11 protein-coding genes are annotated in these 13,966 nt (G+C 46.2%); all 11 read right to left on the reverse strand.

Annotation, left to right across the window (positions count from 1 at the left end; all coding sequences use genetic code 11):
* Positions 1 to 3 precede the first annotated feature (3 nt).
* On the reverse strand, positions 4 to 516 hold the full coding sequence (locus BN1938_RS00600) for a YqeG family HAD IIIA-type phosphatase (protein WP_050638737.1): 513 nt from the start codon (positions 514 to 516) through the stop codon (positions 4 to 6).
* The gene (locus tag BN1938_RS00605; protein WP_050638738.1) at positions 516 to 1,301 is read right to left on the reverse strand and encodes a shikimate kinase; all 786 of its coding nucleotides are present in this window, start codon (positions 1,299 to 1,301) and stop codon (positions 516 to 518) included. The genes BN1938_RS00600 and BN1938_RS00605 overlap by 1 nt, the downstream gene beginning before the upstream one ends.
* A 147-nt stretch (positions 1,302 to 1,448) precedes the next feature.
* Positions 1,449 to 2,141, reverse strand: a complete 693-nt coding sequence (locus BN1938_RS00610; RefSeq protein ID WP_050638739.1) for a peptidoglycan recognition protein family protein — start codon at positions 2,139 to 2,141, stop codon at positions 1,449 to 1,451.
* Positions 2,142 to 2,419: 278 nt separating this feature from the next.
* Positions 2,420 to 3,874 (reverse strand): IMP dehydrogenase, encoded by a 1,455-nt coding sequence (gene guaB, locus BN1938_RS00615; protein WP_050638740.1) that lies wholly within the window; start codon positions 3,872 to 3,874, stop codon positions 2,420 to 2,422.
* An 817-nt stretch (positions 3,875 to 4,691) separates the two neighbouring features.
* On the reverse strand, positions 4,692 to 6,317 hold the full coding sequence (gene groL, locus BN1938_RS00620; protein WP_050638741.1) for a chaperonin GroEL: 1,626 nt from the start codon (positions 6,315 to 6,317) through the stop codon (positions 4,692 to 4,694).
* Positions 6,318 to 6,425: 108 nt separating this feature from the next.
* Positions 6,426 to 6,710, reverse strand: a complete 285-nt coding sequence (groES, locus tag BN1938_RS00625) for a co-chaperone GroES (protein WP_025656764.1) — start codon at positions 6,708 to 6,710, stop codon at positions 6,426 to 6,428.
* 240 nt (positions 6,711 to 6,950) lie between these two features.
* Positions 6,951 to 7,277, reverse strand: coding sequence for a hypothetical protein (locus BN1938_RS00630; RefSeq protein WP_050638742.1), 327 nt, complete (start codon positions 7,275 to 7,277; stop codon positions 6,951 to 6,953).
* 141 nt (positions 7,278 to 7,418) lie between these two features.
* Positions 7,419 to 8,198 (reverse strand): GTP-sensing pleiotropic transcriptional regulator CodY, encoded by a 780-nt coding sequence (gene codY / locus BN1938_RS00635; RefSeq protein WP_050638743.1) that lies wholly within the window; start codon positions 8,196 to 8,198, stop codon positions 7,419 to 7,421.
* 96 nt (positions 8,199 to 8,294) lie between these two features.
* The gene (gene topA, locus BN1938_RS00640) at positions 8,295 to 10,367 is read right to left on the reverse strand and encodes a type I DNA topoisomerase (RefSeq protein WP_050638744.1); all 2,073 of its coding nucleotides are present in this window, start codon (positions 10,365 to 10,367) and stop codon (positions 8,295 to 8,297) included.
* A 35-nt stretch (positions 10,368 to 10,402) separates the two neighbouring features.
* The gene (dprA, locus tag BN1938_RS00645) at positions 10,403 to 11,485 is read right to left on the reverse strand and encodes a DNA-processing protein DprA (protein WP_050638745.1); all 1,083 of its coding nucleotides are present in this window, start codon (positions 11,483 to 11,485) and stop codon (positions 10,403 to 10,405) included.
* Positions 11,486 to 11,489: 4 nt separating this feature from the next.
* Positions 11,490 to 13,022, reverse strand: a complete 1,533-nt coding sequence (locus tag BN1938_RS00650) for a YifB family Mg chelatase-like AAA ATPase (protein ID WP_050638746.1) — start codon at positions 13,020 to 13,022, stop codon at positions 11,490 to 11,492.
* Positions 13,023 to 13,966 lie beyond the last annotated feature (944 nt).

The following is a 13,966-nucleotide window of genomic DNA, read 5'->3' on the forward strand; positions in this document are numbered from 1 at the left end:
TTTTTACCCGGAGATCCGCTTCTTTTGCTTCTTTTTATAGAAATGCAGTACAATCTTCTCCAGGTACCGTTTCAATACGATCTGAATCTCCTCCTTCGGATGAATCGGCTTAACCAGTATATTGCGGATGCCGCTTCTCTTAGCCCCCCACACATCAGTAAACAACTGGTCTCCTACAAAAAGAGTATTGGAATCGTCCGTCCCCATAATCTCCATCGCTTTTTTATAATTCTTTGTGGATGGCTTATGGGCATTATAAATATAGTTCGTCTGAATCTCTTCATTGAACATCTTGACCCGCGCTTCCTGATTGTTTGAAATCAGGCATGAAGAAAAACCGATTTTCTTCAGCCTGGCAAACAGTTTTTTAGCGCGGTCATCCGCAGGGGCGCCATGAGGTACAAGTGTATTATCTATGTCAAATATAACGCCTCTGAATCCTTCTTCATATAATTTTTCAAATGGGATGACATATGTAGACATCTTATAGTCATCCGGAAAAAATCTGTCAAACATTATTCCGCATCCATCTCCATTAACTTTGTAATCAGTTCCTCACAAACCTGCAGCACCGTCTTGTTATCAGTCTGTATCACGATATCGGCAGCCGCCTCGTACTTCTCACGGCGGTTTTCCATCAGATCTGCAATAAACTCTACATTATTATTCTCTTTGAGCACCGGTCTGTCATCACTGTCTTTCACCCGTTCATAAACGGTCTCCGGACTCGCAGTCAAAAGAACTACACGGCCGTTTTTCTTCATCTCGGTTACATTCTCCGCCCGGAGGGCTGCTCCGCCTCCGCAGGATATAATAGTATTCTTTTTATCCTGCAGTTCGATCAGCAGTTTTGTTTCCTGCTCCCTAAAATATTCTTCACCATATGTGGCAAAAATATCCGGAATACTCATTTCTTCACGTTCCGCAATTACCTGATCCATCTCCACAATACGCATCGCAAACATTGTGCTGAGATAATCAGACACCGTAGACTTGCCTGCGCCCATAAATCCGATCAGTACTATATTGTAAGAAAACAGCTTCCTTGCCTGTATCCTCTTGCTGTTACGTACAATTCTCCTGAACACATCGTAAATCTCGTCCTGATACTTACAGCCTTCCAGCTTATCCTTCAGTCTCCGTTCCTGCTTGGCTTCCTGTGCCGGCTGCAAAATCGGCATGCCGTATTCCTCTTTATATGCCATGATCTTTTCTACAATTGCATTGCGCTCAACCAGCGCATCTATAATCTTATCATCACACAAAGCAAGCTGTTCGCGGTACATCTCTAAATCATTCATCTTCCAACGTCCACCTTTAATCTCTTATTCCAAAACAATACACCATATTATAGCAACTTTCCCAGATGATAGCAAGCAGAAACTAACCGCCTGTGTTCGTATTTTCTGCTTTTCCGGTCCTTTTTTCATGAATATGAAGTTTTACTCCTATTCCTTAACGGATTTCTCCAGAGCGGCTTTCACATCGCCTTTAAACAGTTCCCATGCATCTTCATGATCCACAAAATATTTGGGACAGATTTTACCCGTAACGTCATAGTGGCGGATCACATTCTGCTCCGTCAGGCCGAACTTTTTACACAGCCATGCTGTCAGCTGAACCACAGACTTATAAGTCGCGTCATTAAACTCTCCCGACTCATCCGGGTGGCAGCATTCGATTGAAACCGTATCATGATTTCTACTGTTAGAAGCGTAAGCAATCTCCCATGTCGGCACGCACTGGATAATTTCTCCGTCCAGGCCGACCACAAAATGGCTGCTCACCGACGTCTCATGGCTGTCCTTCAACCCTTGAAAATAGTCCCTGTTGTTTTGTGCTGTGCTGCCCGGATTCGCCGTATAATGAATGACGATGCCGGTAATCGGATCAGATTCAGTCCCCGGCCTCGAATACTCATTCACATCCAGCAGCTGTACATCAATCTTCGGCTCTGAGGCATCCACAGACAGGCCCGTATTAGCACGATTCCTTCTCCCATCAGCAACGCAGGAATAGATTCCCAGGACAATTGTCAGGATTACCAGAAACACGATTCCTCCATATATATAGAGAGACTTCTTGTCGATTCTTATATTCTTCAGGTTTATTTTTCTTTTTGTATATCTTCGTCTTTTCATCCCTGTTCCCCAATCCAAAAACTGTTTATATCTTATCATATTTTGTCGAAACAAAAATGAATATTTTATTAAAATTGTCTTAGCAAGAGTACCCTGTAACAGAGAGCTCCTGCAGGCGTAGTGAGCTTTTACCCCATGAACCGGCTATAGTAAATAAAAAACCGGACAGCTCCGGGATCCCTGCTTCATTGCTGAATATTTCGGGTATCTCCGGAATTGTCCGGTTCTATATGATTCAAGGGGCAACCGTCCTTCGGCTGCTCCTGTATAACTGTATTTTATTCGTCCACGCTGTAGTTCGGCGCCTCTTTTGTAATATGAATATCGTGCGGATGACTCTCTTTCAGAGATGCCGCGGAAATTTTCACAAATTGCCCGTTCTGCTTCAACTCATCAATTGTAGGAGTTCCGCAATAACCCATACCGGAGCGCAGACCGCCCATCAGCTGGAATACGGTGTCTTCCACGGTTCCCTTGTATGCAACCCGTCCTTCAACGCCTTCCGGAACAAGTTTCTTAGCATCCGCCTGGAAGTATCTGTCCTTGCTTCCGTTCTCCATAGCGGCAATCGAGCCCATACCGCGGTATACCTTATATTTTCTTCCCTGGAATAACTCGAATGTTCCCGGGCTTTCATCACATCCGGCAAATATGCTGCCCATCATACAAACATTTGCACCGGCAGCGATTGCCTTAGTCATATCTCCGGAATACTTAATACCGCCATCCGCAATAATCGGTATATCATATTCTTTTGCCACTGCATAACAATCCATAACTGCAGTAATCTGCGGAACACCGATTCCTGCAACGACACGCGTTGTACAGATAGAACCAGGTCCGATTCCAACTTTGACGGCATCGACTCCTGCCTCAATCAGAGCCCTTGTTGCATCCCCTGTTGCAACATTCCCTGCAATAATCTGAAGTTCCGGATACTTTTCTTTTACCATGCGTACCGTGCGCAGAACATTCGCAGAATGACCGTGTGCAGAGTCCATAACCACCACATCTACTTTAGACTTCACCAGTGCATCCACACGCTCCAGAAAGTTTGCTGTAATACCGATCGCCGCACCACAGAGCAGCCGTCCCTGACCGTCCTTTGCAGACAAAGGATACTTAATCTGTTTTTCAATATCCTTAATTGTAATCAAACCTTTCAGGTTTCCTTCATCATCTACGATCGGCAGCTTTTCCTTCCTTGCCTTCGCAAGAATCTTCTTCGCTTCGTCCAATGTGATACCTTCCTTTGCTGTAATCAGCCCTTCGGAAGTCATGGACTCCTTAATCTTCTTAGAGAAATCTTCTTCAAATTTTAAATCACGGTTTGTAATAATTCCGACGAGTTTTTTTCCTTCCGTAATAGGAACTCCTGAGATGCGGTACTTTGCCATCAGATTATTGGCATCTTCCAGTGTATGTTCAGGTGATAAATAAAAAGGATCCGTAATTACCCCATTCTCAGACCTCTTAACCTTATCAACCTCATCCGCCTGCTGTTCAATAGACATGTTTTTATGAATAATACCAATTCCGCCCTGACGAGCCATCGCAATAGCCATACGGTGTTCAGTAACCGTATCCATTCCTGCGCTCATCATCGGAATATTCAGTCGAATCTTCTTCGTCAAGTTCGTTGATAAATCAACCTGGTTCGGAATTACTTCGGAAAATGCCGGAACTAAGAGCACATCATCAAATGTAATACCTTCTCCAATAATTTTACCCATGATTTTATTTCCTCTCTTTCTCTAATATGTAAGCTGATGTTTTAACTGATATAGTACAAAAATTAAACAAACTTGTCAAGGGATTCCCAGGTTTCCGCCGGAAAAACACATAATAAATACTAACCCCCATTAAAAACCACCACTTATAAGTTGGAATATTTGGGAGGATGTTTTGGCTGAAGGGGCCGCAGGGGAGGAGGCGGACAGGGAAAGCGGGCGATGCAGGCGGAGGGCGGGTAAGCGGCTAAATAAATTTCAGATAAAATGGCAGACTCCGCAGACACTCAGAAAAAATCTGATGATTTTTTCCGGCGGGTGCTGCGGATTGATACGATGTGGGGCGCTTTAATCTAGATAAGGAGGTTGATCAGGAGGATTTGAGAATTGCGACCTTGTACAAGCTACGCTCCCCTCAATCAGCTCAATCCGCCGCCCTGCGTAATCCTCCCGGTAAAATGGGCATCTTCCGTCTTGATGCGCGCAGCCTGCCGAGAGCGGTCAGTGGAATGGACGGAGGCGTACATCTGTTGGGGCTATGCGGCTTAGAGAGCACGGCTGGAAACACTTACGTAAAAAGAGCGGCCCACTGAGGGATGGGAATTGATTTACCAAATCAATTCCCAGTACAACTTAAACGGGAAAGCATCAAGCTTTCCCGTTGCATGTTGTACGTGCCCTCAGTGGGCCGTTCTTTTTACGTTAGTGTTTCCCCGTAAACGGGTTGCCGCATAGCCCCAACAGATGTACGCCTCCGTCCATTCCACTGACCGCTCTCGGCAGGCGGACCCTACTTCACCAAAGATCCCCTTTCACCCAATTACATCATACCCATTCCGCCGCCTGCTCCTGCCGGCATTGCTGGTGTATCTTCTTTGATTGCAGCCACTACTGATTCTGTTGTCAGCAGTGTGGATGCTACGCTTGTTGCATTCTGTAATGCGCTTCTGGTAACTTTTGCAGGATCCAGGATTCCTTCTTTTACCATGTCTACATACTCTTCTTTGTATGCGTCAAATCCAACTCCTGGTTCGGACTCTCTTACTTTATTAATGATAACTGCTCCTTCAAGACCAGCATTTGATGCAATGTGGTACAGTGGTGACTCCAGAGCCTTCAGAACTACTTTAGCGCCTGTTTTCTCGTCGCCTTCCAGTTCCTCGGCAAGTTTTTCAACTTCTTTCGCTGCGTGAATGTATGCAGAACCGCCGCCTGCGATGATTCCTTCTTCTACTGCAGCTCTTGTTGCGTTCAGAGCATCTTCCATACGGAGTTTTGCTTCCTTCATCTCAGTCTCTGTTGCAGCGCCTACGCGGATAACTGCTACGCCGCCAGCCAGTTTTGCGAGTCTTTCCTGTAATTTTTCTTTGTCAAAATCAGATGTAGTCTCTTCGATTCCCTTCTTGATCTGGGCAATTCTGTCTTCGATTGCCTTCTTGTCTCCGCAACCATCAACAATAACAGTGTTCTCTTTCTGAACTTTAACGGATTTTGCACGTCCCAGCTGATCCAGGGAAGCTTCCTTCAGATCCATTCCCAGTTCTTCTGAAATCACTTGTCCGCCTGTCAGAATCGCAATATCCTGCAGCATTTCTTTTCTTCTGTCACCATAGCCCGGTGCTTTTACTGCTACTACGTTAAATGTTCCGCGCAGTTTATTGACAATCAATGTTGTAAGAGCCTCTCCCTCAATATCTTCCGCAATAATCAGAAGTCTTGCGCCTGACTGTACAACCTGCTCTAAGAGCGGAAGAAGATCCTGAATGCTGGAGATCTTCCTGTCTGTGATCAGGATGTACGGATCTTCCAGATTTGCTTCCATTTTTTCCATATCTGTTGCCATATATGCGGAAATGTATCCACGGTCAAACTGCATACCTTCTACTAAATCCAGTTCGGTAAGCATTGTCTTGGACTCCTCGATCGTGATAACTCCGTCATTGGAAACCTTATCCATAGCGTCTGCTACCATCTGTCCAACTGCATCATCCCCTGATGATACGGCTGCAACCCTGGCAATCTGCTCTTTATCTTTCACTTTGCTGCTCATTTTTGCAATGGCATCTACTGCTACGTCTGTAGCTTTCTTCATTCCTTTACGAAGAATGATCGGATTCGCACCTGCTTCCAGGTTCTTCATTCCTTCGTGTACCATGGACTGTGCAAGTACTGTAGCTGTTGTTGTACCATCTCCGGCTACATCGTTTGTCTTGGACGCCACTTCTTTTATCAGCTGTGCTCCCATGTTTTCAAATCCGTCTTCCAGTTCGATTTCTTTTGCAATCGTTACACCATCGTTTGTAATAAGCGGTGCTCCGAATGATTTGTCAAGTACAACGTTTCTTCCTTTTGGTCCCAATGTTACCCTTACTGTGTCGGCCAGCTTGTTAACACCCTTTTCCAGCGCTGCTCTGGCTTCTGTTCCGTATTTGATTTCCTTTGCCATGTCTGTCACTCCTCTTATTCTAATTAAATTCTTTCTTCAAGTTCATCTGTTAAAACATATTATTTTATAGAAATTAGTCAAGCAATTAAATTAATTTTAACGGACCCCCTACTCAACAATTGCCAAAATGTCGCTCTGTTTTACAATGATATACTCTTCTTTTTCTAACTCTACTTCCGTTCCTGCATATTTGGAGTAGATAACTTTATCGCCGACTTTTACCTGCATTGTCACTTCTTTACCGTCTATATTTCCACCAGGTCCAACTGCAATTACCAATGCCTCCTGCGGCTTTTCTTTTGCCTGACCCGGCAGGACGATACCTGACTTTGTTGTTTCTTCCGCTTCAAATTGTTTTAATACAATCTTGTCACCTAATGGTACTAATTTCATAGTAATTCCTCCTTAATTGATTTTGCTAGTTATTAGCACTCATTTCTTTTGAGTGCTAACCTCATGAATATAAAATAGCACTCTGTTTCCAATTTGTCAACAGAGTTTCTAAAATTTATACATTATTTTGCAGCTTGCGTTACTGTTCACCCCCTACGGGCGTGCACAGTAACGGCATGTGTTACGGTATGCCCTGCGGGATTCTTAGTTTATAAAACTGACTTCTGTTAAATCTTTTGCTTACTTTCGTTTAATCGGCCGTTTTACGCTATCCACAATATAGAATCCATTCTCTATCTTAAAGACAAGCATATTGCCATTCTCACACTGAAAGCGTTCTTTCACTGCTCCAGTACAGTAAAGCAGTTCTTTCTTAGTGGAAATATAGCACTGATATTTGGCATCCAGGGAAATTGCCGTCAAATCATCTTCTTTTAATTGCAAGTATATGTAATCTTCCTCCAAATCATACTTAAAAACCTTGCAATGATGCGTCGCATCGTCAAAAATTACATCTGCCGAAATTACTTTTTCCATCTGTAAGTCTACCGGGTTACCTTCATACATATTTCTCCGCCTCCTAAACGATCTGACTTTCTGCCCTTAACTTCCGGATCATGATTGATTGTTATCATAAGAGAGGGTATCAGCTGCCTGATACCCTCTCCAATTTACTATGCTCAATAATAGATAAATACGTCTGAATATCTACAGACGCTCTTTTTTTATTTTTTCCAGTTCCGTAAACACATAATCATTCAGAACCTTAATATATGTCCCTTTCATGCCGGATGACCTGGACTCTATCACACCTGCACTTTCAAACTTTCTAAGTGCATTGACAATTACGGATCTGGTAATGCCCACACGGTCTGCAATCTTACTTGCTACAAGTATGCCCTCCGTACCATCCAGTTCCTCAAAAATATGAATAATTGCCTCCAGCTCTGAAAAAGAAAGGGTGCTGATCGCAGACTGAACGATGTGTTCTTTTCTCGTCTCCTCCGCGCTCTCTTCATTGACGGAGCGAAGCATCTCCAGCCCTACGACCGCTGTTCCGTACTCACTCAAGATAATGTCATCAATCTCATATACGGAATTCTGTTTGTAAATAAACAAAGTTCCCAGACGCTCTCCTGCTATGTCAATCGGTGTAATAATAGCCTGGTACCCTCTCACCGCTTCCGGCGAAAAACCAAGTGTTTCCAGATTTACGTTCTCTTTGGTAGATAAGATATTAAGCAGACGTTCGTTCAGCATCTCATCGATATGCGCACCGACTGACTCGCCAACGAGTTCCCTAATGCCTTCCACCTGTCCACATTTGCTCACTCCCAATATCTTGCCCTTTTTGCTGACAACAAGGACATTGGAATCCAGAATCTCCGTAAGGACGGCACAAATATCGTTAAAAACCACCTTGCTGGAATTGTTGTTATGAAGCAGCTTATTAATTTTTCTTGTCTTATCCAATAACTGTACGCTCATTGATTTCCTCCAGATTTAATTGTGTATACAACTCGTTCCAATTCGTTCGATATAGTTATGTTATCATACAACTCACGAAATATCAACGTCATTTATCTAATTTTTTTTCAGATTTCGGACATATCCACATTTTTCATCTGCACATACGAGTTTACTGCCTTTTTCTACCATATAATTGCCGCATTCAGGGCACTTTTCCTTGGATGGCTTCTGCCAGGACATAAACTCGCATTCCGGATTATTTTCACAGCCATAATACTTTCTGCCCTTCTTTGTCTTGCGGATTACTACTTCTTTACCGCAGACCGGGCATGGAACGCCAATCTTCTCCAGATATGGTTTTGTATTCTTGCAGTCCGGGAATCCCGGACAAGCCAGGAACTTTCCGTGAGGACCATATTTTACCACCATGTTGCGGCCGCACTCTTCACAGATCACGTCTGTCACTTCGTCTTCGATCTTAACGCTTTCCAGCTCTTTCTCGGCGATCTGCACTGCTTCTTCCAGATCCGGATAGAAGTTACGGATGACCTCTTTCCAAGGCACCTTGCCTTCTTCCACCATATCCAGCAGGCCTTCCATATTGGCAGTGAAGTTCTCGTCCACAATGCTTGGGAAAGACTGCTTCATGATATTATTCACGACCTCGCCGATCTCTGTGATATAAAGGTTCTTTGCTTCCTTTGTGACATAGCGGCGTCCCAGGATCGTGGAGATCGTAGGAGCATAAGTACTTGGACGGCCAATGCCCAGTTCTTCCAGCATCTTAACCAGAGTCGCCTCCGTATAATGCGCCGGCGGCTGCGTAAAATGCTGCTTTGAATCAAAGCTCTCCTTATTCAGTCGGGTGTCCATACCCAGGCCGTTTACCAGAACATTGCTCTCCTCTTTCTCTTCGTCAGCCTCTGTGTAAACGCTGCGGAAACCATCGAATACTACTTTGGAAGTTGCTACTGTAAACCGGTAATCACCCGCTCCTATTTTTACAGAAATCGTTTCATACTTTGCAGGCTGCATCCTGCTTGCTGCAAACCGTTTCCAGATCAGCTGGTACAGGCGCAGCTGATCCCTGGAAAGAGAATCTTTCAAAGAGGCCGGAGTCCTGGTAATATCGGTAGGCCTGATGGCCTCATGCGCATCCTGAATCTTCTTCTCGGTCTTTTTCGCCTGAGCGCCTGCTGCCACATACTCTTTTCCATAGGCTGACGCAATATATTCTCTTGCCGCTTCATCCGCCTCCTCGGAGATTCTGGTGGAATCCGTACGCAGATAAGTAATCACACCGACTGTCCCGTTCCCCTTGATATCAATTCCTTCGTACAGCTGCTGTGCAATGCGCATCGTTTTCTGTGTTCCAAAATTCAGTACCTTAGCGGCTTCCTGCTGCAGTGTACTGGTGGTAAAAGGAAGCGGGGCCTTGCGGATGCGTTCTCCTTTTTTAATATCAGTGATTTTAAACTCTTCGTTGTCTACCGCTTTGATTATCTGATTCAGTTCTTCCTCTGAACCAATCGTCATCTTCTGTTTCTCTGTACCGTAAAACTTAGCCACCAGCGGACGCTTTTCGCCTTTTACCTTTAAAACAGCGTCCAGAGACCAGTATTCTTCCGGTATGAACGCATCGATCTCGGCCTCCCTGTCTGCAATCAGACGAAGCGCAACCGACTGCACGCGGCCCGCACTGAGTCCCCTCTTTACTTTTGCCCACAGCACTGGGCTTATACGGTAGCCCACCATTCTGTCCAGGATACGGCGTGCCTGCTGGGCGTCAACCAGACTCATATCAATATCCCTGGGGGCCTTTAAAGATGCCTTTACGGCATTTTTAGTAATCTCGTTGAATGTAATACGGCGCATTTTCTTATCATCTAATTTCAGGGCCGTTGCCAGATGCCAGGATATCGCCTCTCCCTCACGGTCGGGGTCAGTTGCAAGATAGACTTTGTCGGCTTTCTTTGCTTCCTTGCGCAGATTCGCCAGGATATCTCCCTTTCCCCTAATCGTAATATATTTGGGCTCATAGTCGTTCTCTATGTCAATGCCCAGCTGGCTCTTGGGCAGATCTCGGACATGACCGTTCGATGCAGCAACTGAATAGTTGCTCCCCAGGAACTTTTTGATTGTTTTCACCTTGGCAGGTGACTCCACAATAACCAGATAATGTGCCATAAACTTCCTCCAATAGGCTTTCACGCCTCTATTTATCATTTTATCTTAATATAATGATTTTTTGAAATCTCTTTGATGTATCCTTTCAGTTCTAACGACACAAGCCGCTCAAGTACCTCATTTGCCGGCAGCTTAGTTTCCTCTGTGAGCTGGCTGAGATTCTTGGGATACAAACCAAGACGACTATACACCATATTTTCCCCACTTTCAAGCACTTTTTCAATTTTGGCTGTTTTTTTGTTCTCTTCGGTGCAGTTCATATTCAGCTCCTCCAGAAGCATTTCTGTGGACAACAGAATACCTGCGCCCTGCCGGATCAGCTCATTACATCCCTGGCTCAGGCTGCTGTTAACAGGCCCCGGCAGCGCATACACATCCCTTCCCTGCTCCAGGGCCATATCCGCGGTAATCAATGATCCGCTCTTCTCTCGTGCCTCGATCACAAGAACCAAATCCGACAAACCGCTGATAATCCGGTTCCGACGGGGAAAATTCTGGGGTGCGGGAGGGGTTCCAGGCGGAAATTCGGACAGAATTCCTCCTTCCTCTTCCAAAATATCCACATACAGCCCGATATGTTCCCGTGGATAACAGATATCCACCCCACAGCCTAATACCGCATAGGTGTGGCCCTTTCCCATCAGAGCGCCCCGCTGGGCGGTTCCGTCTATGCCCCTTGCCAGCCCGCTGATAACCGAAACGCCGCACGCGGCAAGCCGTTCCCCGAATTCCAGGGCATACTTTTCTCCATAGGGTGTACAGCGCCTGGCGCCCACAATTGCAACCGCCCTTTTCTCCTCTTTCGGCAGTCTGCCTTTTACGTAAAGCGCATAGGGCGGATCCGGAATTGTCCGCAGCCTTCCTGGAAATTCCCGGGAAAAACAGGGAACAAAGCGGATGGATTTCTCCTCCAGCTTTGCTGCTGTTTCCTCCGGATTTCGCTCCTTTTGCGCCTGCCTAATTGTATGGATGTCCCTTTCATTTAAGAACTCTAATTCTTTTAGTTTTGTTTCTTCTATATAAAATATACATTCACCGGAACCAAGATGTTTTCTTAGCAGATATTTTTTACGGTCACTCAAAGGTGTAATAGCAGCAAGCCAATATTCATATTTCATTTTCTCATCTCCCCCAGTATTTTTTGTCCATCGTACGGTAACCTATGGCTTCTTTTATATGTTTCACAGCAATTCTTTCCTGCCCGTCCAAATCTGCAATCGTTCTGGCCACCTTCACGATTTTATGGTAGGTTCTGGCCGTGAGCCTGAGGGAAGTAAATGCCTGCTCCATCAGCCTGTTTTCCGCTTTTCCAAGCCTGCAGTATACCTCCAGCTCTTTTACCCCAAGCATCGCATTTGAAACAATACCTGTTCCTGCATACCGCTGGTTTTGAATTTCACGGGCATCACATACGCGTCTTCGTATCTCCTCGGAACTTTCTCCTTTTCTTTTTCGCAAAAGTGCCTCGTACTCCACTTTGGGAGCCTCCACACAAATGTCGAGACGATCAATAAAAGGCTGACTGATCTTACCCAAATAGTGCTGGATCTGACCGGGAGTACAGGTGCACCGTTCAAAATCCGGATAGCAGCCGCAGGGGCATGGATTCATGGCCGCAATCAAAATAAAATTAGCCGGGAACACATAATTGCCGTGGGCCCTCGTTATGCGTATCTGATGTTCCTCCAGAGGCTGCCGCAGCACTTCTAGCACCGCCTTCTGGAACTCCGGAAGTTCATCTAAAAACAGTACGCCGCCATGAGCCAGGCTGATCTCACCGGGAGCAGGAACCAGGCCGCCTCCAATCAGCGCCGCCTTCGTAGCCGTATGATGGACACTGCGGAATGGTCTCTGCCGTATCAGCGGTGCTTCCTTATCTACCAGCCCCATTATGCTGTATATCTTCGTAATTTCCATGCTTTCCTCCAGCGTCATAGGCGGAAGAATCCCCGGAATTCGTCTGGCCACCATTGTTTTTCCGCTTCCCGGCGGCCCAACCAGCAAAAGGTTATGGCCGCCCGCTACGGCTACTTCTGCGGCCCTCTTTACATTTTCCTGTCCCTGTATCTCACTGTAATCCGGAAACTTTTGTACGGGTTCCTCTTTCTTATGTTTTGGATACGGCTCTGGCTCCAGCCGCACTTCTCCAGACAAAAAAGAAATAACTTCATGAAGATTTCGGACCCCCAGCACCGCGACTCCTTCTACAAGCGCACCCTCAGGTGCATTTGCTTTCGGTACTACACACACGGGAATCCCTGCCGCCCTTGCCTCCATAATCACAGGAAGAATTCCCGGAACTTTCTGTAAACATCCGTCCAGACTCAGTTCCCCTATAACCAGGGCATTCTTCACATTGTCCTCAGGAATCAGCCCCAGGGATACAAGAATTGCCACCGCAATGGGCAGATCAAACGCCGCCCCTCTCTTTCTCATCGTTGCCGGTGACAGATTAATCACCGTCTTCTTAGCCGGAAAATCCAGGCCCGAATTGCGGATTGCCGTCCGCACTCTTTCTGCTGCCTCCTTCACCTCCGAAGAAAGATACCCAACCATATGAAAAGCAGGAAGCCCATTGCTGACATCCGCCTCCACATGTACAAACTCCACCTTCAGCCCCTGAACAGACGCTGATAAAACTGTGCTGAAACTCATTCACACACTCCTTTCAAGCATTGATCAAAAATAAATAAGTAAATAAATGAAACATGGCCGAAACGGCCCGAATTGACAACCAGGGAAGAAATCCCCGGAACTGGTGAATCCATCATAACTTACTGTCTCACTCCTGTCAAGAAGGAGATCTTTGAGGGGAGTTTTTTGCTTTGAGGGGGGCGCTGAGAGAGAGGGGAGACTGGTTTCCGGCGGGGCGGTGTATGCCATTTCAAGATCCTGCCCGTGCGTTAAGAATCCGTAGGGGAAAAAACAGGGAATTTGGAGGGACATGCCGCAGTTGGCCCGAATGCCGATGCATTCGCGCCGCCGGCGGCAACAGAATTTGTTTTTGTAAAACAAATTCCGCCCTCCAAGTTCCCTGTTTTTTCCCCAACGGATTCTAAGACGCACTCTATGGACTTTGAAATGGCATACACCGCCCCGCCGGAAACCAGTCTCCCCTCTCTCTCAGCTGGGCGCATCAAGGCGGAAGATAAAATACTCCCACGGAGGGTGATCTGCGGAGGAGGCGTATTTGTGATGTAGGGACGGATATCTGAAGGCTGGAGATGGCTTACTAAAAAATCACACAAATACCCCAGTCATTAAATCGCCCATATGCGATTCAATCCGCCTCCCTCGCAGATTCCCGCCCCGACAAAAGAAATATCCAGAGTCCGGATGCGACCAGCCTGTCCGGGAGGGGGCTTCTGCCGCAGTCCGGGAAACTTCCATGCCCCTTTTCGGACGCATAGAGTGCACGTAGTCTCGTTTGATAAAAACCGCATCGGATGGGGAGGCTGAAATCTGCTTCCGAAGCAGATTTCAAAGCGGCCTGAGCCGCGCAATTCTTCAGAATTGCGGGGTGAATGCCGCTGGCGCCTCCCCATCCGATGCGGTTTTTATCTAGCGAGACTAAGCAAACGGGCCGCAGCCGAAAAGGG

Origin of the sequence: Eubacterium sp. SB2, from assembly GCF_001244405.1 — a bacterium.
In the GTDB taxonomy this organism is placed as follows: domain Bacteria; phylum Bacillota; class Clostridia; order Lachnospirales; family Lachnospiraceae; genus Faecalicatena; species Faecalicatena contortus_B.